Raw genomic sequence first — 22,001 nt, 5'->3', positions numbered from 1 at the left:
CTCTATGCAGTTATTTTGATTCTTATATCTTCGATAACTAAAATGAATTTTTGCTTAAAAATTTGCTTAAAATAAGGCGCTCTTTTTTAGAATTATCACAAGAAAAAAGCACCCGATATCGGATGCTTCATTTAAAGTGTTTACTGTCTATTTTTGGATTGAAAACTAAACCAGATATTTGAAATAATTATAATTTGGATGGCTTTCAACATAGACATAATTCTGTTTTTGATAGAATTTTGCAGCATTTTTAAGTTCTGTATTTAAGCACAGTGCAGAAAAGTGTTTTTTTGCACCCTTTTCCAATTCCACCAATAGCTGCTTACCCACACCATGCTGACGGTACTGCGGATGCACATAGAAACGGCGAACTCGACCAATCCGTTCTTCTACACCAGTATCACCCCATTGCTGATTTAAACCGCCACAAGCAATCAATTTATCGCCATCATAAGCAAGCAATAATTGCTCACCGGTTTGGTCAAAACGATTTTTACCACTTTGATATTCTTCAATTAAACGGTGTATAAATGTATAGCCTTCATGCTGCGCCAAAGCAGCAATATTTTCGATTTGAGCAGGAAGTTGCTCTGCTGGACGAATCGTAATTTCCATATATTCACACTTTTAATCTGTTATCTATTTATGATGACCAAATCATCTTGATTCAGTCTGAACACCCTATAGCTCTATAAAAGTAAAAATTTTCGATTTGCACAATAGCAAAGCTGATTAAAACGGCAACTAATTCAAAAAAAATGTAAAAATATAATAGATTTGCCCGATTTTTATACACACTTGTCCTTTAATTGAATTTTCTTCAACAAACTACAGCAATCCTGAGCATTCGTGTAAACTTAGCACTTTCATTTTTTTGATGTGAACATACAACATGGCAACTGTTGACCTTTTTGCAATTGGTAATGCACTTATTGACCAAGAATTTAAAGTCTCTGACGAATTCCTAATTCAACACAATCTGCAAAAAGGTACGATGCAACTGACTGATGGCGATACTCAAGCAGCCCTTTATAACAATCTAAAAGCGACTCAAGAATATAAAGGTCAAGCTTCTGGTGGTTCTGCAGCAAATACAACGGTTGCTTTTAGTGCTTTAGGCGGAACTGCATTTTATGGTTGTCGTGTCGGCAATGATGACTTAGGTCAAATTTACCTAAATGGTTTAAACGACGCAGGTATCCAAACTGCAAATCAATCAATCAGTGAAGGTGTAACCGGCACATGTATGGTATTGGTCAGCCCTGATTCTGAACGTACGATGCATACTTACCTCGGTATTACTGCTGAATTAACTGATAGCCAAATTGATTTTGGCAGCTTAAATACTGCGAAATGGTTATATATCGAAGGTTATCTTTCAACATCAGATAGCGCGCGTCTTGCGGTAAAACAAGCACGTCAAATCGCCAAAGCCAATGGTGTACAAATTGCATTGACCTTATCTGATCCAGCAATGGTGCAATATGCACGTCAAGGTCTAGATGAGTTACTCGATGATGGCGTGGACTTATTGTTCTGTAACGAACAAGAAGCGCTGATGTACACAGAAACAGATCATTTAGATGCTGCACTTGCTAAATTGCAATCACTGAGCAAACACATTGTCATTACATTAAGTGCCAAAGGCGCCTTAATTCACAATGAAGCCGCAACATTTACCGTGCCAGGTCGTAAAGTTACCGCAGTTGATACCAATGGTGCTGGTGATGCATTTGCTGGTGCTTTCCTATATGCACTGAATGCGGGTCATGACTATCAAACGGCTGCTGAACTTGCTATCCTGATTTCAAGTGAAGTTGTGGCTCAGTTTGGTCCACGCCTAGCAGTTGAAGACTATGCTCAGCTTTTACAATCATTTCAAAAGGAATGTGCTTAATGTTTAAAATTTGCATGACGGATGATGTGCCTGAACGTGAAGCACGATCATTCGAAACGCCTGATGGCGAAACGATTTTTATCACCCAACGCGACGGCATGTTTTACGCTTATCAAAATAACTGCCCACACTTGCACGTAGAACTTGAGTTTCTAGAAAATCAGTTTCTAGATCGTGACCAAGAATTTATTGAGTGCTCAACACATGGCGCCCTGTTTATGGTCGAATCTGGGGAATGTATTTCTGGTCCATGCCAAGGTCAAGCCCTTGAAAAAGTGAACATTAACGTGCATTCTGATGGTGGAATCTACCTCACAGAAGAATAAACACTGGAATACAACCATGTCCGCATTTTTAACAGACTATAACTTAATACCCTTTCATTTAAGTTTATTAGCCGTACTGTTATTGGGCATGGTTGAAACCATTGGCTACTATATCAATATTAGTCCTAGCCAAGTTTTAAAAAGAATTGCCCCTCAGCGCATACAAGAATTGGCATTATTGAATGTCAAATTTTCCAAGACTCTGATTTTGTTCTTCTTACTGATGAATTTTAGCTTTGCAGGCTATGTACTTCAGTTTTGCATCCATGCCAAAGAAGGTCAATTCGTTCCCGCTTATTATCTGATTTTACCTGCGTTGATTATTGCCATATTCTTTACGGTATTTATGATCCATTGTTTGGATCAGGTTATCCCGCCCAAATATAAAAAACAAACCGTTAACCTATTGGGTCGTCTAGCCACCATTTCAAGTGGAAATGCCCGTCCCGGCTTTTCAGCTCAAGCCCGTGTGCGTGATGAGTTTGGTCAACTACATTATGTGCAAGTTGAGCCAGAGTTTGGTGAGTTAGAGTTTCAGTCGAAAATCATTTTGATTCGTCAAAAAAAATCACACTATATTGGCAAAAAAATCAGTGTGTCGAACCGTTTATTTAATCCATCTTAGCGTCACATTGTTATCATTTTTCAAATCATAAAAAAGCCAGTGTTCACTGGCTTGTATTCAATCAAATACCTAAATCGATATTTTGATTAACGCTTCAGGAAACCTGAGACCAAATTCATCACTTGTTGAATATCAGCATTCGCTTCTTGCTGATTGGTTTGTCCAGCTTGTGGCGTCAATGAGTCAATAATTTGCGGCAATACCCTTGAAATTGCGCTATATACATCTTGTTTCTGAGTTTGTGTTTCTTGTGCAACTTGCTCCACTTCGGCATCATCAAATAAATTTTGTACTTGTTGATTAGTCACAGCAGCATTATCACCAGGGCCTGTAGATACCCAATCATCAACCTGACTGCTCAAACCCTGTCCACGTAATTTATCCAAAGCACCTTGTAGGCCACCTTGTTTTTGAATCCAAGCCAGCACCAGAGGTAACACTGCAACTAAAATAGTTGATGCATTACCACCACTACTACGTTGCTGCGGCTGCGCTGCACCACCCAGTTGGCCCAACACAGAGCCTAGAATTCCCCCCAAACCACTCGCTTGGTTTTGAGCATTGGTTTGGGTATTTTGAGTGCCTGCATTTGCGCCCAATTGACCCAGCACCGAACCTAAAATACCACCCAAACCACCTTGTTGATTTTGATTGTTTGCACCACCAAGGGCCTGCTTTGCTAAAATCTCAACAATATTATTTAAATTTGTCATTTTATTTTTCCCAGTGAAACCTAGATAAACTTAATTACAGCATACGTGGGAAAACACAGATTTATCATAAATGTTTGTTAATTTTTGCAATTTCTCGCAGGCTAAGTATTTGTTACCAACGGAATTTATCCCAGTTTTCAGGATTTGCCCAAAATTTAGAGTTAAACCAATCTGGAATATGTTTATAAGTCAAAATATTAAACTGCCATAAAGCAAAATCACTTTCATGCGTGGTTTTATCAATGAGCTGAGTAAAACCTAAAGCACGTAATAATTGTTCATCGTGTAACTTACTCACCACCACGATGCGTTTGGCAAATAGGTCACGCAATTTTACCAACATCTGAGTTTTCTGCTGCTGATCCAAACTCAACATCATTTCAGTATCAAGAATCACAAATCCAAGGTCAAAACGCTGGGTAAAAGGCAGATTTAAAAACTCAGTTACGTTAAAATGTTGCCATTGAATTGGATGAAATTGATTGTATTGCTCAAGATCCTGACCAATACAGATTGCGGTTGAAATGGGCTGCTCTTTTGACAAATCGTCTAGCATAGAAGTGATGACATTTTGTTCAGCCATTGACCGCATCCTTAATAATGAAGTGAGTATTCGTATGGAACTACAAGGCATTTGCCATAAAATGCATGCAGGTCTTAAAGACCTTAGTGTAACTGATCAACATACACACAAGGCAAATGTTGAGTATAAATTTATTCTAGATCGCTCAGAAGTTGATCTACCGTTTAGCCTTGGCCAAGAAATTGAAATTGAAGCCACGGGAAATATCTACTGCATTTCTTGCGGCGCAAAAACGCCTAAATCGTATTCACAAGGTCATTGCTTCAAATGCATGAAGACTAAGGCTTCTTGTGATATGTGCATTATGAAGCCTGAAACCTGTCATTATCATCTCGGGACTTGCCGTGAAGATGATTTTGCCCATGAAGTTTGCTTTCAACCGCATATTGTCTATTTAGCCAATTCGAGTGCCTTAAAAGTGGGGATTACTCGACTTGGTCAAATGCCTACACGTTGGCTGGACCAAGGTGCGACGCAAGCTTTGCCTATTATGAAAGTTGGTTCACGTCGTCTATCTGGTCAGCTTGAAGTCATGTTTGGAACGCAAGTGGCCGATAAAACTGATTGGCGTAAATTACTCAAAGGTGAAGCAGAACCCATCAACCTGATCGAAATTCGCGACCAATTGGTGGAAGAATTTGCACCAAAAATTCAGACCATTCGTGAAGAATTTAGCCAAAATTTAGAGTTTAATGAAACTGTTGAACTGTTAGAAGATGAGTTGCCACGCCAATTTATCTACCCGGTAGATGAATATCCTGAAAAAATCAAATCGCATAATTTGGACAAAACACCAATTATTCGAGGAAAATTACAAGGGATTAAAGGTCAGTATCTGATTTTGGATACCGGTGTGATTAATATTCGAAAATACACGGGCTATGAAATTAAAGTACGTACTTAAATCAACTCAAAGTGTCTAATTAAGTTTAAAAAGCGAGATATTTCTCGCTTTTTTACACCTATTTTACCGATTTTATTCATTGAACAGTTGAAAGAAACTTTAAATATGGCAACGCCATTAACTGCTCCGCTTCTAAGATAGGCATATGACCAACATGGTCTAATACCAGCGGTTTTTCGGCTTTTTTAAATAAGCTTCTCGGTTTTTCTGCCACTTCAACATTGATAATCTGATCTTGCTTCCCCCAGATAATAAACACAGGTGCATCAATGCCTCGTGCAGCCAAAGCAAAGGAATCCGGCGTATACAAGGTCGCCATTTTTTGCAGTTGCTCCACCATTTTATTAGTTTGTTTAGACTGAACTATCATCAACTTTTCTTGCCCAATTTTTAATTCTTGTGGAATAAAAGGCGGGGATTGCATCACGATCTTCATCACGCGATCAAAATCACCAGTTTTTCTGACCACTAGCTCTGCAAGCTTTGCCGTATCTTTTAGATACGCTGTATTGCTCGACTTAAAGACACCTGCCGAATCCACCAACAATAAAGATTTCACTTCTAAGGGATACTGAGCACTATAGAGCATGGCAATTGCACCACCCATCGAATGCCCTGCGATATGTAAATTTGGATCTAACTTTGCAGCATCAATAAAACGTCGTAATTTTTCAGTTAAATTTGGAATCGATAGATCAAATTGATCTGCGACAATAGTTTCTCCATGTGCTGGCAGATCTGGAATAATGACATGATAATTGGGCGTTAAATAACGGGCAACGCGGTTCCAATTATCACGCGTGCCTGACAAACCATGCAGCAACAACAGCGTCGGTTTTGTGGATTTCCCCCTTCACTATATGTCCACTCGATTTCATTATTTTTGACTTTTTTACTAGTCAAGCCCGCCAAAGCCCTTTCCTGCTCTAGAACTTTTTGAAAGTTCAGTTCTGCAGCTTGAATACTACTCGCAACACAAATGGTTAATAGCATCAATATCATGTGCTTAAAATAATGATCTATCCATAGCAATAACGGGTTCTTTAAACGTTTAAATTGAGGCATATACAGAGATATCATCCGCTTAATCCTTGTCGTGATGAGTTATTTCTTCTTCATATTATTTTTTTGAGAACACCAATCTACGATGCTAGAGCCGATATTTCATTTGCCAAATCTTTTAAATAAAAATTATATCTGTCAATTTAAGTCAAAAAAAACCAGCTCAGAAGCTGGTTTTTTTAAAGCTGCCTTAATTATTTAATTTTGGCATGATCTTTTAGATAACGTGTGTAGTCATCAAATTCTTGCTGACCACGAAGCTGTTGATAAAGTTTTTTTAACTCATCTAACTGCTCACCCGTTAATGCCTCATCAGATTGTTTGTTCACTGCAGTCACAGCAACCACAACCAACTCATTTGGTAGATTTGTAGTCGTAACAGACCAATGACCTGCTTTCGGCGCTTTTACACTAAATGCAGCACGTTGAATTTCGCGTTTCAACAAACCATCAGCACGAGTGAAGGTACCCGCATTTTCAAAGTTTAAATTGCCTTTCGCGACTGAAGCAGCAGGTTTTGCAGCAAACTCTTTCAATGTCGCTTGAATCTGGGCTTTTGCAGCATCAGACGCTTTCTTTTCAATCAGCTGAGTTTTCACATGCGCTTTCGCTTCAGCTAAGGTTTGAACACCTGCAGCATGGTAGTTACGCACTTTCACCCAAACTACATCACCGTTTTTCAACTGAATGCTCGATGAAACATTACGTTCACCATTTTTAACATCATCGTTAAACAATTTAACTTTGACGTTTGCATCACTTAAAACTGGATGTTGCGATGCTAATGTTAAGCCATTCAATGATTGTACTTTTACGCCTTTCACTTCTTGACCCACGACATCAAGGGCATCACTGCTCACAACCATATCATTGAGGCTGTTTACAGTGTCAGAAAAAACATTGGCTTTTTTCGAAGCAGCGACTTCTGCTTGCAGACGTGCTTTTTCTTGTTCAAATGAAGCCACTTTTACAGCTGGCGCCACTTTTTCGATCAAGTGATAACCACTGTCTGTTTTCACTGGAGCAGTCACTTGACCAGCTTGAGCACCTTCAACTGCTGCATCAAATGCATCACCAAATACACCTTTTTCATAAGCAACCAGTTCACCACCTTTCGCTTTAGATTCAGGATCTTCAGAGAATTGCGCAGCAGCTTGGTTAAAGCTTAAACCTGCTTTAATTTTAGCTTGAACACTTTCAGCCAGTTTTTTAGCTTCGGCATCTGAACGATTGTCCGCAGTGATCATGATGTGCTTAACGATAGGTTTAACTGACTTCTGTGCATTCTCAACAAAGCTGTTATACGCTTCTTTCAGTTCAGCATCAGTTGCAGCTTCTACAGGTGCAGTAATATTGGCAGGTGTTAATACGACAAAATCTGCATCAACACTAGTTGCTTGCTTAAATTTGTTTTTATGTTGCTCATAATAAGCCGCAATTTCTGCATCAGATACTTTTACATTTTTCTTGTAATTTTCAAGATTAATGCTTGCCAACTGAATACTACGTTGTTCCGTTTGTAAGTTCGCAATTTGCAAGATATCAAGCTTACTCACCAATGCATATTCCATAAATGTTGTAGACAACATTTTTAAAGCATGGTCTTTACGTAAATTATCAATGAATGTGCGATTCGTCATACCAATCGATTCGAGGTATCGCGCAAACGCTTCATCAGAAAATTGACCATTGACTTGAAAGCTTGGCTGCTGATGAATCATTTGCACAATTTGTGCATCACTCAAGCTAATGCCTAATTTATCAGCTTGTTGCAATAGCAATTGGCGTGAAACCAAAGTATCCATCGCTTTATTGCTAATGAAATTTTGATTCAATAATGTTTCATCACCCTGAGCATATGCCAGATATTGTTCTTTTAATGAGTTCGTCAGTGCTTCGAGTTCTTTTTGAGAAATTTCAGTACCGTTTACAGTCTTTGCTGCATCTTTAGATCCACCACTAAAATATCCTTCAATACCTACAAGTGCTAAAGGGGTCAAAAACAAAACGAGCAAGACCTTGCCCAGCCAACCCTTAATGACTTTACGAAACGATTCCATAAGTATTCCAATATTTTATTTGCGGTGAATTTTAACCGAAAACCCGAGATGAATGAATGCGATATATCAATTAATCACATTTACCAATAAAAAACGCGCCAAATAATGGCGCGTCTCATGTGCTTAATAAGATTAAGCTACAGAATCTTTCAAGCCTTTACCCGCTTTGAAGCTAGGAACTTTGCTTGCTTTGATTTCTAAAGTCGCACCAGTTTGTGGGTTACGACCAGTACGTGCAGCGCGTTCTTTTACGCTGAAAGTACCGAAACCAACTAAAGTAACTGTATCACCAGCTTTTAATGCATTGGTAACTGCAGCAATTGTAGCATCTAAAGCTTTACCGGCATCGGCCTTAGATAATCCCCCATTTTCGGCAATTGCATCAATTAATTCTGATTTATTCATGAAAATTACGTCCTCTTAATATCGTTTATTTAAGGTTCAAGAATTTGTATAAAACGCCATAACGCCTTTATAGCAATGCTTTAGGGTTAAACGCAATACTCCTCAACCTCTTTTTATAGAATTTTTTGACGAAAAAAACCTTGAAAATTCGATAATATTAAAAAAGTTAGTGTTTTTTTAATATTTCGGCCCTCAGTTGGGCATTTTCTTCGGCCAATTGGTCAACTTTAGTATGTAATTGAAGTATAAGCCTTTCTAAGTGCTGTAAATCCTTTACAGTCACTAATCCTAAACGGTTTAAAGAATGATTAACACCATTATCTAAAATTTTTTCTACCTTATCTTTCGTATCGGTTACAGATTCCTTGGCTTTTTCTGAAACTTTTTCGACAGTTTGATCTGCAATATCAATCGTTTTGGACTCAAGCTCCTCTCCAACTTTGACTAAAGAGTCAAAAAGCTTATTTCCCTCTCCCTCAGCACGTGAAAAAGCACCTAATCCAGCCAACCAAATCTGTTTGGTATATTTACGAAAATCCATTTTAGAGCGACGATCAGAATGACTACGTACCCGAGGTTTAGCCAGCTTTTCTGATGTTTCCTGTGCATCGTCAATTATGCTTTCTTTATTTTCCATAATCCGCACTTCTCCTGATTATTTTATGTGCACATCAACACGTGATTCTTCATTTTAACAACATAATAGCAAACATATGACTTGATAGATTGATTAAACTGTTCTACAAAGCTGGTGAATTACCAACTTTTTGGTATATTCTAAGTTCCTCTAGAGCAGGATGCTCAGTTTCCAGTGCTTTCAGATTTTAACAAGGACATTTTTTTTATGAGTGATACGCAACAAACACAAGCTCAACCACATTTGTTGCTTACTATGACCCTGATTGTTTTAGAAACGATTTTTACCTTCATTTTAAAACATGACCGTGTTGTAGCATTACAAGCTAAAAAATTTGTTGATCAAAAAGTCGCACTAAAAATAAATAGCTACATCCCTTATTTTGACTTTTATGTTCAGTTTACTGAGCACGGCATTCTGTTCGACACAAAATCTCCAGATAAAGCCATCGACCTTGATGTCCGTACGACATTAATGGATTTGGTAAAAATTTTTGTTTTTGGTAATCGCAAAAGCATCAAAACCATGCGTATCGATGGCGATGTAGTTTTAAAAGATGAATTTCGTGATTTGGTTTCTTTATTTAGTGTGCCGAAAATTTTATCTGACTGGAAACACTGGTTGTCTGAACCTGTCGAAGAAAACGATATCGTTGCATCTAAAAAACGTATTGCCCCACTTTTAGAAAAAATTGAACAGCAACGCTCTAAAATCAACACACTGCAAGTTGAAGTTAAACAATATAAAAACCGTATTAAGCGTATCGAACGTCGTCAAAAGCGGATTAATATCGCTTTTAGTCTAATATCTGTTCTTTTAATAACGTTATTAGTGTATAATGTGTGGTTCAAATAAATACATAATTTTTCAGACAAAATAAAACAAATAAACAATCTCAAAAAAACTTGACTATTTTAGTCAGGATTCATAAAATCTGCACATCTAGACTTAACATGTGTATCGAATCATGCGCTTAACAACTCGCGGTCGCTACGCAGTGACTGCTCTACTTGATCTAGCTTTGCAGCCAACTGAACAAACGATCACTCTTGCAGAAATTGCAGCTCGTCAAACCATTTCAGTGGCCTATCTTGAGCAGTTATTTGCAAAATTAAAGCGTCACGGCTTAGTTTCCAGCATCCGTGGAGCAAACGGTGGTTATCACCTTGCTCGTAGTGCTGAAGACATCACTGTTTTGGAAATTATTGAAGCTGTAAATGAAACAGTTGATGCAACCCGTTGTGACCACAAAGGCAACTGCCAAAATGGTGCAATGTGCTTGACTCACGATTTATGGCAGGAACTCTCCCACCACATTGCCGATTATCTTGCAAAAATCACCCTTGCTGACCTTGTAGCACGCGATAACGTTCAAACCGTATCTATTCGTCAAAATTCAGCAAACTTTGATTCAGCCCTTTTATCGGTTACAGGTATTTGACATGAAGCGTCCTATTTATCTTGACTATGCAGCAACTACACCTGTAGACCCTCAAGTCGCAGAACGTATGATGGAATGTCTAACGTTTGACGGTACTTTTGGTAATGCAGCTTCTCGTTCTCATGCTTACGGCTGGCAGGCAGAAGAAAAAGTAGAATATGCACGTGAACAAGTTGCTAATTTAGTAAAAGCTGATCCACGCGAAATCGTTTGGACTTCTGGTGCAACTGAATCTGACAACCTTGCGCTTAAAGGTATTGCTCAGTTCTATGCATCTAAAGGCAAGCACATTATTACAAGTAAAATTGAACATAAAGCAATTCTTGATACTTGCCGCGAGCTTGAAGAAGAAGGCTTCGAAATTACTTATCTTGAGCCAGAAGCAAAAACAGGTTTAATCACACCTGAAATGGTTCAAGCAGCCCTTCGTCCAGATACAATTCTTGTATCTTTAATGATGGTGAACAATGAAATCGGTACAACTACAGATGTAGCTGCAATCGGTGAATTGACTCGTGCAAACAAAACTTATTTCCATGTAGATGCTGCGCAAGCTGCTGGTAAAGTAGAAATTGATCTTTCAACAATGAAAGTTGATTTGATGAGTTTCTCTGGCCACAAAATCTATGGTCCTAAAGGTATTGGTGCTCTTTATGTACGTCGTCAACCACGTGTACGTATTAAAGCGCAAATGCACGGTGGCGGTCATGAACGTGGTATGCGTTCAGGTACGCTAGCGACTCACCAAATCGTGGGTATGGGCGAAGCGTTCGAACTTGCAGGCAAAAACCTACATGCCGAACAAACTCGTATTCGTGTACTTCGTGACAAACTTTGGAATGGCTTGCAAGATCTTGAACAAGTCTTCCTGAACGGTCACCCAGAATACAACGTTGCAAACTATCTAAACGTCAGCTTTAACTTTGTTGAAGGTGAATCGTTAATGATGGCACTTAAAGATTGCGCAGTATCTTCTGGTTCTGCATGTACATCAGCAACTTTAGAACCATCTTATGTACTTCGTGCATTGGGTCTTTCAGACGAATTGGCTCACAGCTCGATTCGTTTCAGCTTTGGTAAATACACCACTGAAGCCGATATTGACCACGTACTTGAAATTACCAAAGCAGCAGTTGAAAAACTACGTGATCTTTCACCGCTTTGGGACATGTACAAAGAAGGTATCGACCTTAATTCTGTAGAATGGGCTGAACACTAATTCATCCCGGTGAGATAGCTTTTATTTTAAGGCTATCTCATTGATTAACGTAATTTCACCCCCATATTAATCTTAAGGCTGACCCCGAGGTTTGGAGAAGCATCATGGCTTATAGCGAAAAAGTAATTGATCATTACGAAAACCCTCGTAATGTTGGTGTTTTAGACAAAAATGCAGAAAACGTTGGTACAGGTATGGTCGGTGCACCAGCTTGTGGCGATGTTATGCGTCTACAGATCCAAGTTGATGACAACGGCGTAATTGAAGAAGCTCGCTTCAAAACTTACGGTTGTGGTTCAGCAATTGCATCTAGCTCATTAGTAACAGAGTGGCTAAAAGGCAAAACTCTTGATGAAGCTCAAGCAATTAAGAACATTGATATTGCAACTGAACTTGCACTTCCACCAGTAAAAGTACACTGCTCTGTACTTGCTGAAGATGCAATCAAAGCTGCTGTAGAAGACTACCGTAGCAAGAAAGTAAAAGCTTAATTGTTTACGTGTTTTAAAAAAGATTAACGGAGTTTTCATGATTCATTTAACTGAAAATGCTGCAACTCATATCAGCAATTACATCAAGAATCGCGGTAAGGGTGAAGGTATTCGCGTTGGCGTGAAAACTTCTGGCTGTTCTGGTTTAGCTTATGTACTTGAGTTTGTCGATGATATTGACACGCATGACCAAGTATTCGATCAGTTTGGCGTAAAAGTATTCGTTGATCCAAAAAGCTTAGTTTATCTTGAAGGTATGGAGATGGACTATGTGAAAAATGGCTTAAACGAAGGTTTTGAATTTAATAACCCAAATAAAAAAGGCGAATGTGGCTGCGGCGAATCGTTTACGGTTTAAGCCATTTCCACGCTCCTTTTTCGCATTAAAACAGTGTAAAATTCACTGTTTTAATTGCATTTAAAGCAACACTTTTTGCACCTCTATTGCGGACACCATCTCCCATGAATCATTTTGAGTTGTTTAACTTACCTGTAGCACTCGATATTGATTTAGCAGTTTTAAAAGCTGAATTTTTAAAGTTGCAGCAACAATATCATCCAGATAAAGCCGAAGACAAAGATTTAGCCCTGATAAAATCTAGTGAGATTAATCACGCATTTAAAGCTTTATCCAATGTTGATAGCCGCGCTGCATATCTTTTAAGTCTCAAAAAACAAGATTATCACCTTGATCAATCGATTAGTGATTTTGAGTTCCTACAAGATGCCTTAGAAATTCGTGAACAGTTAGATGAGGCAGGCTCTGCTGATGACCTCACTTCACTTAAAACTGAAGTTCAGCAATGGATTGACGGTTTGGTTCGTGAATTTAAAATTGATTATGACGACGAAGACTGGGCTGAAGCACGTGATACCGTACGTAAATTACGCTTCTTCCAAAAAGTAATGGCTGACATCGATAAAGCTGAAGATCGCTTCTTAGACGACGATAGCTTTGATTTAGACGATGATTTTTAATTTATTTTTTATATTTGACGTTCAAAGGATGTAACACACATGGCTCTCTTGCAAATTGCAGAACCTGGTCAATCAAGTGCGCCGCATGAACACCGCATCGCAATTGGTATCGATCTTGGGACTACACACTCTTTAGTAGCCACGGTACTTTCTGGTAAAGCGAAAGTGCTTAACGATGAACATGGTCGTGTGTTACTCCCTTCTATTGCACACTATGGCGAATCCACTGCGCAATATGGTGACGACGCAAAGGCATTCTTAACGACTGATCCTAAAAATACTATCGTTTCTGTAAAACGCTTTATGGGTCGCTCTAAAGCAGATATCAAATTCCAACACCCGTACAACTTAGTCGGTGAAGCGAATGAAATGCCTGCTTTTGAAACTGCACAAGGTCGTAAAACACCCGTTGAAATTTCTGCTGAAATTTTAAAACAACTTAAAGACCGTGCAGAAAGCAGCTTAAATAATCCAGTAAATGGTGCTGTGATTACAGTACCTGCCTATTTTGATGAAGCACAGCGTCAAGCAACGCGTGATGCAGCTCAGCTTGCAGGTTTAAATGTACTGCGTCTTTTAAATGAACCGACTGCTGCTGCAGTGGCTTATGGCTTAGACCAAGACACCAATCTTGCACATGATCAAAACTATGTGATCTATGATCTGGGTGGTGGTACTTTTGACGTTTCAATTTTACGTTTCTCTCAAGGCGTTTTTGAAGTTCTAGCAACGGGTGGCCACACGGCGCTTGGTGGTGATGACTTAGACCGTCTGATTGTAAAATGGGCAAAAAAACAACTGAATATTGAAACTTTAGATGATGCTGAATATGCCCATTTCATCGTTTCTGCTCGTAAAGCAAAAGAAGCTCTAACCGAGGCTGAATCTGTAGAGCTTAAAGTTCTTGATCAATCATTGACTTTAGACCGCCCTACTTTTGAATCAATCATCAAAGTTGCTTTGGATAAAACTATCAGCGTTTGTAAACGTGTCATGCGTGATGCCAAGCTTGAGCTTAGCGATATTCAAAATGTGGTATTGGTCGGTGGTTCTACCCGCTCGTATGCTGTACAAAAAGCTGTTCAAGATGTCTTCAATCAAGAACCGCTCTGCACTATTAACCCTGATGAAGTTGTGGCCATTGGCGCGTCGATTACAGCGAACCAGCTTATTGGTAACTCTAAAGATGGTTCATTGCTTTTAGACGTCACACCGCTTTCTTTAGGTTTAGAAACCATGGGCGGTTTGGTTGAGCGCCTTATTTCGCGTAATACAGCTATTCCAGTGGCGCGTCGCCAAGAATTCACAACCTATCAAGATGGTCAAACAGCGATGTTGATTCATGTTGTACAAGGTGAGCGTGATTTGGTTGAACATTGCCGTAGTCTAGGTCGTTTCGTGCTTCGTGGTATTCCACCGATGACTGCGGGTCAAGCGCGCATTGAAGTGACTTTCCAAGTTGACGCAGATGGTTTACTCACGGTGTCTGCCAAAGAAACCACTTCTGGTGTGCATGCTCAAATTGACATCAAACCATCTTATGGTTTATCTGATGCCGATACTGAACGCTTACTGATTGATGGTTATAAGTTTGCTGAAGAAGACAAAAACTTACGTCATCTTCAAGAAACCAAAGTGGAAGCAAAACGTGAACTTGAAGCACTTGATCAAGCACTTAAAGTAGATGCTCAGCTTCTCAGCCAAGAGCAACACAGTTCCCTCACCGCTGCACGCACTGTTTTAGATGCTGCACTTGAAACGACAGATATCAAAGCTATTGAACATGCTGTAGAACAGCTTAAAATACATAGCGATGCATTTGCTGCAGCTCGTATGAATCAGCACATTGATGCCGCACTGAAAGGCACAAAACTCGATGACTGGTCAAACTCAAATTAATTTATAGGTCAAGATTATGCCACGTATTAAAGTACTGCCTCACGCAACAATCTGCCCAAACGGCGCTGAGTTTGAAGTCGAAGCAAATGCTAACCTTTGCGAAAGCATGTTAAAAAACGGCATCAAAATTGAACATGCATGTGATATGTCTAAAGCATGCACCACTTGCCATGTGGTTGTACGTAAAGGTTTTGATGGTCTAGATGAAATGGATGATGTCGAAGCAGATCTTCTCGATCGTGCTTGGGGATTAGAGCCAGACTCTCGTCTGTCATGCCAAGTAAAAATTGAAGATGAAGATTTGGAAATTGAAATTCCTAAATACACCATCAACCATGCTTCAGAAAATCATTAATTTATAGATAATTTTCTATAATCAAAAAGCCAGTTCATCGTAACTGGCTTTTTGATGCATAAATTTATTCAACATTTCAAAAAAGATGACGTTTTGATAAAAGAATGAATTGAGTTCTTTTTAAAATTTTACGCAATACGATTAGATCTAATTTTAATAATGCAGGTGTTGAATCATTAAGAGTGAGATTCAGTTTTTTTGACTTCTTCGATCACTTCGTCTTCTAAATTCAGTTTAACAATACCAGCAGAGTTGGTCATTTTTTGCTGTGTTTGTAGGCGCTGAATCATGCGTTCTAAAACATGTATTAGTTCAGGATATTCAAAGTTTTGTACTTCATCTAAGTTCAACAATAGATTAAAGCCTTTATATTCGTAGTCGAACCAACGCTGATAATCTGTTTTCTGTGAGGTATATTTTTCCATCACTTGCCAAGTACGTACTGGGCCTTTGATACCTTTTAAGAAGATTGGTGCTTTTGGAGCACATAAATAGTCATTTTTCACTAAATGATGCGTGTCATCTGAAATCAAAATTTCGTCGACTTCAGCAGCACTTTGCAATCGTGCAGCCAAATTCGCATCACGACCCACGATGGTATATGCCATACGGTGAGCTGCACCATAGTTCCCAACGTGGCAATACCCTGTAGAAATACCCATACGAATGTGTAGCGGCGGATAACCCATTTTAATCCAGCGTTCACGCAGCAACTTCATTTGCTGACGCATGACCATTGCCATCTCTAAACAGGTTTTTGCATCCTGCTCTACGCCTTGGCTATGTGGATCACCAAAGAAGATTAGAATTGCATCCCCCATAAATTTATCGACAGTCGCTTCATACTGTTTGGCAATCTCAGTCATATGACTCAAATAGTCATTGAGTAGAAATGCTAAATCGTCTGGGATTAATGTTTCAGAAAGTTCTGTAAACCCTTGGATATCTGAAAAGAAAATCGTGAGTTTTTTACGTTTATATTCGATCTTAGCTTCAGACTCACCTTTCATAATCGATTGCCAAAGTTGCATAGGCGCATAACGACTTAATTGATTAGCGAATTCCATATAACGATTCATCTGATCATAATAGTGATTCTTTTTATTGCTCAAAGACTGAACTTGGGTGTGTTGATAAAATGTCCCTACACTGAAATATGTAATAAGGCACAAAAAACCTAGAACGGTTAATTCACTGCTGGTTGACTCAAAATATTCTTGAAAACCAAAGACATAAATATTACATAAATAAAATACAGTGACACCAACAATCCCAGCCAAGGACATCATTAAGAAATTAATTTTGTTATAAATGGTTGTATATAGCAGCGCAAAGACCGCAAGAAAGGTTAAAACGAGGCTTAAATGTACTGCAGACATCAATACAGCAATTACTATGATATCGATCAGAAAAAGCACATTGCGCTTAACTTGATTGCTATATCGATAAATTAACCAATGAGAAAACTTAGGAACGACTAAAATCAGAAAAAATAAAAAAGCAGGAATATAGATTTGATATTGCGTATCTGGCTGAGTGTAATGATAGACAACAATCACCAAAGACAGCATGATATATCCCATCAAACGATGAAAATATTCAAACTGTTTAGGCTCTTTGCTGATTAAATTGTCTAACGGCACTCGATCGCCCCCATACGGACACTCATTCTTCTACTATCCTGATATTGTCCGTAAATCGGGATTAGTCCATACGCCAATCAAAAGGCATATCACCTTGACCACGTAGTGCAAGCATTAGTGTTTGGCGCATGTGTGCCAAGACATCATTGTTATAAGGAACTGCTGGCGTACCCCAAACTGGTTTCGGCCAAGCCACATCATTTTGATAACGAACAACATGATGAAAATGTAATTGTGGAACCATATTACCCAATGCAGCTACATTCATTTTGTCTGCACGGAATACACGTGACAATTGGCTTGATAACCAGCTTGATTCACGTAAAAACTGCTCTTGGTCTGCCTGACTTAATTCATAAAGCTCTGTAATTCCCGGAACACGTGGAATCAAAATAAGCCACGGGAATTGCATATCATTCATCAAACGACATGTTGACAGAGGAAAGTCGCCTACATAAAACGTATCTTGAGCAAGTTGTGGATGTAAACTAAACATATCTTTATAAATGATGCAAAATTAGAATGATGGCTAATACTATCACATCCTTATGGGTGTGAATATTCTGTACAGAACGTTTCATTACAAATAAACCGCATTTGAATAAAACGTTGCTTGCTTATGACTCTAATAAATTTTTCAAAAAAATCAAGCGTTTCTTCTATATAAAAAACACGCATAAAATCTACTTATTCTAAACAAGCAATTTATACGCCAAATCTAGTGATTTGGCGCTAATTCCTTCAGTAAACTGTCTAATAAGTCATTTATAAATTGAATGCGTTTGTCATATTCTTCGAGCATGACCATCACTTTTAGACGCTGTCCACCTTCCATTCGGAAGAAAGTCGGATGCTTTTGCATCATTTGGATGATGGATATGGCTTGAACTGGTGTATCTGGCGAGAACTCAATACTGCCGCCATGTGAGCTGATATCAATTTTAGTAATACCCAATTGTTCCGCTTTTAAACGCAACTGATGGACAGAGAATAACTGCTTAACTGCTTGTGGTGGTAAGCCAAAACGATCGATCAACTCCATACGAATGTTATCGAGTTTCTCTTGAGTATCCGTATTACTAATGCGTTTGTAGAACAATAACCGTTGATGTACATCACCTAAATAATCATCTGGAATTAAGGCTGGCATATGCATGCTAATTTCAGCCGTTAATGATAATGGTGAGTCAAAATTAGGTGTTTTGCCTTTTTGAATGGCTTTGGTGGCTTTTTCAAGCATTTCCATATATAGACTATAACCGATGGTTTGCATTGAGCCACTTTGCTGTTCACCCAGCAACTCACCTGCACCACGAATTTCTAAGTCTTCTGTAGCCAACATGAAACCCGCACCCAAAGTCGATGCACGCGAAATGGCATCTAGGCGTTTTTCAGCATCACCCTTTAAGCCTTTGAGCGAAGGTACAAGTAAATAGGCGTATGCTTGATGGTGCGATCGACCAACACGACCACGTAATTGATGCAACTGCGCAAGCCCCAGTTTATCTGCACGTTCAATCAAAATGGTATTGGCGTTTGGCACGTCAATCCCAGTTTCAATAATGGTTGAACACACCAGCACGTTATATTCTTTGTGATAGAACTGCTGCATGATTTGCTCTAGCTCACGCTCACGCATTTGACCATGTGCTACCGCAACTCGGGCTTCAGGAACCAATTCACGTAGAGTTTCTGCCGTACGTTCAATGGTCTCGACTTCATTATGTAAGAAATACACTTGCCCGCCACGTAAGAGTTCACGCAAGATGGCTTCTTTGATCGAATCTCCAGTATGCTCTTGTACAAAGGTTTTCACAGCAAGTCGACGTGCAGGCGGCGTTGCAATAATAGATAGATCACGCATGCCACTAAAAGCCATATTCAGCGTACGTGGAATAGGCGTTGCAGTTAGCGTTAGCATATCAACATCGGCACGTAAGGCTTTAATTCGCTCTTTATCACGTACACCAAAACGGTGCTCTTCATCCACGATCATGAGGCCGAGATTTTTAAATTGCACACTTTCCTGCAAGATTTTATGTGTGCCAATCACAATATCCACTTTGCCTTCTGCGAGGTCTTCAATGGTTTTGGTATGTGATTTTGATGAACCAAAACGTGAAAGGACTTCAATACGTACAGGCCAGTCCGCAAAACGGTCTTTGAAAGACTCGTAGTGCTGCTGCGCCAACAACGTGGTTGGCACAAGTACAGCCACTTGTTTGTTATTTTGTACTGCCACAAATGCAGCACGCATGGCCACTTCTGTTTTACCAAAACCGACATCACCACAAACCAAGCGATCCATCGGCTTCGCTTGTTGCATGTCATACAGTGTCGCTTCAATAGCATTGGCTTGGTCTAAAGTTTCTTCATAGGCGAAGCCACTGGCAAACTGCATATAGAGACTTTGATCCAGTTCAAATCCATAACCCGGCTTCGAGTGACGACGGGCTTGAATATGTAAAAGTTCTGCCGCCACATCATGGATCTGCTCTAAAGCCTTGCGTTTGGCTTTAGACCATGCATCTGTGCCCAATTTATGTAATGGTGCTAGATCTGGGTCACCACCACTGTATCGGCTAATTAAATGCAGGTTTGTTACAGGGACATACACCTTAGCTGCATCGGCATAGTCTAACTGCAAAAACTCATGGTCTTGGTCATCGATACTCAAGGTAATTAAACCTGCATATCGCCCCACACCATAATCAATATGAACCACAGGTGCGCCAATACTTAGCTCGGTTAAACTACGAACAAGGAACTCTTCTGATACTTCCTGTTGGCGTTTACGACGACGTTGAACCACACGGTGTTCATAAAGCTGATTTTCAGAAATTACACTGAGCTTGTCAGTTAGCAATAAACCACGATCTAAGGGCGCATTGGTGATCGCAATCGCATGCATAGAATGCATAAAATCATCAAAACTTTCGACCGTTGGGATATCACCCAAACTTGGACGCAATGCATCTTTTAAAGTTTCACGTCGACCAGCGCTTTCAGCCACCAAAAGCACTGGATAATTTGCCGCATCGATATATTGCTTAACAGCATAAAATGGCTTTTCACGTTTTGGATCGACAGGTAAACGGGGTGGAATCTCAGCTGCAAGATTGATCACGCCATTGCGTTCATCAAAAGTCTCAGGTGAAGCCACTATACGACGGCAAAGATTTAATTGTTCTAACACTTGATTTGGTTGTAGGAAAATCTGCTCTGGCGGCAAAATCGGTTGGTCTACATTATGACGACGGTCTTCATAACGACGCACAATGTCTGACCAAAACTGAATCAATGTGTCATCAATAGCTTTATCTGTAATGACAATGCCATTCTCTGGTAAGTACGAAAATAGCGTACTTTGCTCTCTCATGGCTTGTTCAGAGAAGAACAACGGAAAATAAAACTCAATACCCGGTGAAGCTATGCCATCTTGTACATCCTGATAAATTGGATTTTTCTTTGGATTTGCCGTCGGAAAATTTTCCGCATATCGATTACGAAACAGTGAGCGCGCTTCTTTTAATGGAAATTCTTTTGCAGGTAAAACCGTAAAATGATCTAAGTTTTGGGTGGTTCGCTGAGTTTCAGGATCAAAGAATTTGAGGGTATCGATTTCATCATCAAATAAGTCAATACGAATCGGTGAACTTTGCCCCGAAGCGTAAATATCCATGATGCTGCCGCGTACTGCAAATTCACCATGATCATAAACGGTATCCACCAAGTGATAGCCCGCTTGTACTAATCTTAATTTTTGTTGTTCGATATCAAATTTTTGACCTACTTTAATATCAAAGTGTTCACCTAATACCCAAGATGCAGGCACAACTCGCTGCGCTAAAGTTGTTGCTGAAACCAACAACACACCTTGCTGTGGCATATTGGACAAAATCGCCAAGCGCTCAGAAACGATGTCTTGATGTGGCGACAGCCGGTCATAAGGTAAAATTTCCCAATCTGGGAAAATAGTCGGCTTAATTCCGTAAAATTCCAGCTCACTTTCTAACTGCCCGAGATGCTGATTATTACGTGCTACAATCACAAACAACTGTTTCGATTGTTTGCTAATTTCTTTAAATAATAATGCAGCAGATGAGCCTTGTAAGTTTCCGACCCACCGCTTTTCGCCAGCTTTGAGCTGTTTAAGATTGAGTTGTGAAATTTCTTGCTGGAACATGATGTAAATAGCTTTTAATGTTTTAATCACTTAGTGATCATATTAACACGATGCTTTTTACATTCCGAGATTTAAGCAACTATATACAGTGTTTTAACCAATATGGATTTGCGATTGTACATTCTATTGATGAGTACCCTTAACGCATCCATCAAACTCAAAAACTGCCATTGATTCTTTTACTTACGATCACGGATGAATTGACGATAATAATCATTCAATACTTTGACATAATGTTTAAACTGCAAAAGATTTTCTTCAGTATTGCCTAATCGTGCAACAAAGCGTTGATTTGCAATTTCCAAGTCTATTTTTTCATTGATAATCATTGCAGTCGCATAGAGCTGTTTTAAATCATCGAAATTTGTCATTTTTCTATTTGACAAGTATTCCATACGTTCAGACAAAGTATTTAAAACTACGCCTTCAATGATATAGCCCTGAGTTTCATCATATTGAATGTGGTGTTGTTCTAAGTAAAGTTGCTCAGGCGACTCTTTAGCGCCTTTGAATAAATCGACTAACTTATTAAACATCTGACTATCTACAACATGATTAAAAACCTATTGTACTTCGA

22 protein-coding genes and 1 pseudogene are annotated in these 22,001 nt (G+C 39.2%); 12 read left to right on the top strand and 11 right to left on the bottom strand.

Annotated features, from left to right (window positions below):
- Positions 1-165: 165 nt before the first annotated feature.
- Positions 166-615 (bottom strand): GNAT family N-acetyltransferase, encoded by a 450-nt coding sequence (locus tag FTU02_RS02220; protein ID WP_078188654.1) that lies wholly within the window; start codon positions 613-615, stop codon positions 166-168.
- 277 nt (positions 616-892) lie between these two features.
- On the opposite strand from FTU02_RS02220, the gene FTU02_RS02215 reads away from it, so the two are divergent.
- Genes FTU02_RS02215 through FTU02_RS02205 form a run of 3 tightly spaced genes read left to right on the top strand, consistent with a single transcriptional unit; the run spans position 893 to position 2,848 of the window.
- Positions 893-1,897 (top strand): adenosine kinase, encoded by a 1,005-nt coding sequence (locus FTU02_RS02215; protein WP_078193475.1) that lies wholly within the window; start codon positions 893-895, stop codon positions 1,895-1,897.
- The gene (locus FTU02_RS02210) at positions 1,897-2,223 is read left to right on the top strand and encodes a Rieske (2Fe-2S) protein (protein WP_180041404.1); all 327 of its coding nucleotides are present in this window, start codon (positions 1,897-1,899) and stop codon (positions 2,221-2,223) included. The genes FTU02_RS02215 and FTU02_RS02210 overlap by 1 nt, the downstream gene beginning before the upstream one ends.
- A 16-nt stretch (positions 2,224-2,239) precedes the next feature.
- Complete coding sequence (locus FTU02_RS02205) at positions 2,240-2,848, top strand: OB-fold-containig protein (RefSeq protein WP_180155549.1); 609 nt, start codon at positions 2,240-2,242, stop codon at positions 2,846-2,848.
- An 86-nt stretch (positions 2,849-2,934) separates the two neighbouring features.
- Here FTU02_RS02205 and FTU02_RS02200 read toward each other — a convergent pair whose 3' ends face one another.
- Positions 2,935-3,561 carry a YidB family protein gene (locus FTU02_RS02200; protein ID WP_180155547.1) on the bottom strand — a complete coding sequence of 209 codons (627 nt, stop codon included), beginning with the start codon at positions 3,559-3,561 and terminating at the stop codon, positions 2,935-2,937.
- Positions 3,562-3,673: 112 nt separating this feature from the next.
- The gene (locus FTU02_RS02195; protein WP_168378602.1) at positions 3,674-4,144 is read right to left on the bottom strand and encodes a DUF6231 family protein; all 471 of its coding nucleotides are present in this window, start codon (positions 4,142-4,144) and stop codon (positions 3,674-3,676) included.
- A 34-nt stretch (positions 4,145-4,178) separates the two neighbouring features.
- Here FTU02_RS02195 and FTU02_RS02190 point away from each other — a divergent pair, with 34 nt between their 5' ends.
- Entirely contained in the window at positions 4,179-5,048 is an 870-nt protein-coding gene (locus FTU02_RS02190) for a DUF2797 domain-containing protein (RefSeq protein ID WP_078189198.1), read from the top strand.
- Positions 5,049-5,124: 76 nt separating this feature from the next.
- On the opposite strand, the pseudogene FTU02_RS02185 reads toward FTU02_RS02190, so the two are convergent.
- The 4 genes and pseudogenes from FTU02_RS02185 to FTU02_RS02170 form a co-directional block, all read right to left on the bottom strand.
- Positions 5,125-6,050, bottom strand: a pseudogene (locus tag FTU02_RS02185) (alpha/beta fold hydrolase).
- Between the two features lie 254 nt (positions 6,051-6,304).
- On the bottom strand, positions 6,305-8,170 hold the full coding sequence (locus tag FTU02_RS02180; protein WP_180155545.1) for a SurA N-terminal domain-containing protein: 1,866 nt from the start codon (positions 8,168-8,170) through the stop codon (positions 6,305-6,307).
- A gap of 132 nt (positions 8,171-8,302) precedes the next feature.
- Positions 8,303-8,575 carry an HU family DNA-binding protein gene (locus FTU02_RS02175; protein ID WP_078188662.1) on the bottom strand — a complete coding sequence of 91 codons (273 nt, stop codon included), beginning with the start codon at positions 8,573-8,575 and terminating at the stop codon, positions 8,303-8,305.
- Positions 8,576-8,741: 166 nt separating this feature from the next.
- Complete coding sequence (locus tag FTU02_RS02170) at positions 8,742-9,212, bottom strand: phasin family protein (RefSeq protein ID WP_180155543.1); 471 nt, start codon at positions 9,210-9,212, stop codon at positions 8,742-8,744.
- Positions 9,213-9,419: 207 nt separating this feature from the next.
- On the opposite strand from FTU02_RS02170, the gene FTU02_RS02165 reads away from it, so the two are divergent.
- From FTU02_RS02165 to fdx, 8 genes are all read left to right on the top strand, one after another.
- Positions 9,420-10,067 (top strand): hypothetical protein, encoded by a 648-nt coding sequence (locus tag FTU02_RS02165; protein ID WP_078188664.1) that lies wholly within the window; start codon positions 9,420-9,422, stop codon positions 10,065-10,067.
- 112 nt (positions 10,068-10,179) lie between these two features.
- Complete coding sequence (locus FTU02_RS02160) at positions 10,180-10,653, top strand: Rrf2 family transcriptional regulator (protein ID WP_078188665.1); 474 nt, start codon at positions 10,180-10,182, stop codon at positions 10,651-10,653.
- Between the two features lies 1 nt (position 10,654).
- A complete protein-coding gene (locus tag FTU02_RS02155; protein ID WP_078193480.1) occupies positions 10,655-11,872 on the top strand; it encodes an IscS subfamily cysteine desulfurase in 1,218 nt (405 codons plus the stop codon).
- 104 nt (positions 11,873-11,976) lie between these two features.
- Positions 11,977-12,363: a Fe-S cluster assembly scaffold IscU gene (iscU, locus tag FTU02_RS02150; RefSeq protein ID WP_078188667.1), complete on the top strand. Its 387-nt coding sequence runs from the start codon at positions 11,977-11,979 to the stop codon at positions 12,361-12,363.
- 37 nt (positions 12,364-12,400) lie between these two features.
- A complete protein-coding gene (iscA, locus tag FTU02_RS02145) occupies positions 12,401-12,721 on the top strand; it encodes an iron-sulfur cluster assembly protein IscA (protein ID WP_078188668.1) in 321 nt (106 codons plus the stop codon).
- A 104-nt stretch (positions 12,722-12,825) separates the two neighbouring features.
- Positions 12,826-13,341, top strand: a complete 516-nt coding sequence (gene hscB / locus FTU02_RS02140; protein ID WP_180155541.1) for a Fe-S protein assembly co-chaperone HscB — start codon at positions 12,826-12,828, stop codon at positions 13,339-13,341.
- 39 nt (positions 13,342-13,380) lie between these two features.
- The gene (gene hscA / locus FTU02_RS02135) at positions 13,381-15,240 is read left to right on the top strand and encodes a Fe-S protein assembly chaperone HscA (RefSeq protein WP_180109194.1); all 1,860 of its coding nucleotides are present in this window, start codon (positions 13,381-13,383) and stop codon (positions 15,238-15,240) included.
- Between the two features lie 16 nt (positions 15,241-15,256).
- On the top strand, positions 15,257-15,595 hold the full coding sequence (gene fdx / locus FTU02_RS02130; protein ID WP_078188671.1) for an ISC system 2Fe-2S type ferredoxin: 339 nt from the start codon (positions 15,257-15,259) through the stop codon (positions 15,593-15,595).
- A 176-nt stretch (positions 15,596-15,771) separates the two neighbouring features.
- On the opposite strand, the gene FTU02_RS02125 is transcribed toward fdx, so the two are convergent.
- From FTU02_RS02125 to FTU02_RS02110, 4 genes are all read right to left on the bottom strand, one after another.
- Positions 15,772-17,238, bottom strand: coding sequence for an adenylate/guanylate cyclase domain-containing protein (locus FTU02_RS02125; protein WP_078193484.1), 1,467 nt, complete (start codon positions 17,236-17,238; stop codon positions 15,772-15,774).
- A gap of 61 nt (positions 17,239-17,299) precedes the next feature.
- The gene (locus tag FTU02_RS02120; protein ID WP_067762788.1) at positions 17,300-17,734 is read right to left on the bottom strand and encodes an HIT domain-containing protein; all 435 of its coding nucleotides are present in this window, start codon (positions 17,732-17,734) and stop codon (positions 17,300-17,302) included.
- A 222-nt stretch (positions 17,735-17,956) separates the two neighbouring features.
- The gene (mfd, locus tag FTU02_RS02115; protein ID WP_180155895.1) at positions 17,957-21,424 is read right to left on the bottom strand and encodes a transcription-repair coupling factor; all 3,468 of its coding nucleotides are present in this window, start codon (positions 21,422-21,424) and stop codon (positions 17,957-17,959) included.
- A gap of 179 nt (positions 21,425-21,603) precedes the next feature.
- Positions 21,604-21,960, bottom strand: a complete 357-nt coding sequence (locus tag FTU02_RS02110; RefSeq protein WP_180155539.1) for a hypothetical protein — start codon at positions 21,958-21,960, stop codon at positions 21,604-21,606.
- Positions 21,961-22,001: the final 41 nt, after the last annotated feature.

Origin of the sequence: Acinetobacter sp. YH12045 (assembly GCF_013419925.1) — a bacterium.
Lineage (GTDB): Bacteria > Pseudomonadota > Gammaproteobacteria > Pseudomonadales > Moraxellaceae > Acinetobacter > Acinetobacter amyesii.
This window is presented reverse-complemented; position numbering and strand designations above follow the sequence as displayed.

What these genes read in the sequence shown, in the direction of transcription:
- FTU02_RS02170 (WP_180155543.1), bottom strand. Translation starts at nt 9,212, where the DNA reads ATGGAAAATAAAGAAAGCATAATTGACGATGCACAGGAAACATCAGAA.
- FTU02_RS02175 (WP_078188662.1), bottom strand. Translation starts at nt 8,575, where the DNA reads ATGAATAAATCAGAATTAATTGATGCAATTGCCGAAAATGGGGGATTA.
- FTU02_RS02155 (WP_078193480.1), top strand. Translation starts at nt 10,655, where the DNA reads ATGAAGCGTCCTATTTATCTTGACTATGCAGCAACTACACCTGTAGAC.
- mfd (WP_180155895.1), bottom strand. Translation starts at nt 21,424, where the DNA reads ATGTTCCAGCAAGAAATTTCACAACTCAATCTTAAACAGCTCAAAGCT.
- FTU02_RS02200 (WP_180155547.1), bottom strand. Translation starts at nt 3,561, where the DNA reads ATGACAAATTTAAATAATATTGTTGAGATTTTAGCAAAGCAGGCCCTT.
- hscA (WP_180109194.1), top strand. Translation starts at nt 13,381, where the DNA reads ATGGCTCTCTTGCAAATTGCAGAACCTGGTCAATCAAGTGCGCCGCAT.
- iscU (WP_078188667.1), top strand. Translation starts at nt 11,977, where the DNA reads ATGGCTTATAGCGAAAAAGTAATTGATCATTACGAAAACCCTCGTAAT.
- FTU02_RS02190 (WP_078189198.1), top strand. Translation starts at nt 4,179, where the DNA reads ATGGAACTACAAGGCATTTGCCATAAAATGCATGCAGGTCTTAAAGAC.
- hscB (WP_180155541.1), top strand. Translation starts at nt 12,826, where the DNA reads ATGAATCATTTTGAGTTGTTTAACTTACCTGTAGCACTCGATATTGAT.
- FTU02_RS02205 (WP_180155549.1), top strand. Translation starts at nt 2,240, where the DNA reads ATGTCCGCATTTTTAACAGACTATAACTTAATACCCTTTCATTTAAGT.
- iscA (WP_078188668.1), top strand. Translation starts at nt 12,401, where the DNA reads ATGATTCATTTAACTGAAAATGCTGCAACTCATATCAGCAATTACATC.
- FTU02_RS02165 (WP_078188664.1), top strand. Translation starts at nt 9,420, where the DNA reads ATGAGTGATACGCAACAAACACAAGCTCAACCACATTTGTTGCTTACT.
- FTU02_RS02215 (WP_078193475.1), top strand. Translation starts at nt 893, where the DNA reads ATGGCAACTGTTGACCTTTTTGCAATTGGTAATGCACTTATTGACCAA.
- FTU02_RS02120 (WP_067762788.1), bottom strand. Translation starts at nt 17,734, where the DNA reads ATGTTTAGTTTACATCCACAACTTGCTCAAGATACGTTTTATGTAGGC.
- FTU02_RS02160 (WP_078188665.1), top strand. Translation starts at nt 10,180, where the DNA reads ATGCGCTTAACAACTCGCGGTCGCTACGCAGTGACTGCTCTACTTGAT.
- fdx (WP_078188671.1), top strand. Translation starts at nt 15,257, where the DNA reads ATGCCACGTATTAAAGTACTGCCTCACGCAACAATCTGCCCAAACGGC.
- FTU02_RS02210 (WP_180041404.1), top strand. Translation starts at nt 1,897, where the DNA reads ATGTTTAAAATTTGCATGACGGATGATGTGCCTGAACGTGAAGCACGA.
- FTU02_RS02195 (WP_168378602.1), bottom strand. Translation starts at nt 4,144, where the DNA reads ATGGCTGAACAAAATGTCATCACTTCTATGCTAGACGATTTGTCAAAA.
- FTU02_RS02180 (WP_180155545.1), bottom strand. Translation starts at nt 8,170, where the DNA reads ATGGAATCGTTTCGTAAAGTCATTAAGGGTTGGCTGGGCAAGGTCTTG.
- FTU02_RS02220 (WP_078188654.1), bottom strand. Translation starts at nt 615, where the DNA reads ATGGAAATTACGATTCGTCCAGCAGAGCAACTTCCTGCTCAAATCGAA.
- FTU02_RS02110 (WP_180155539.1), bottom strand. Translation starts at nt 21,960, where the DNA reads ATGTTTAATAAGTTAGTCGATTTATTCAAAGGCGCTAAAGAGTCGCCT.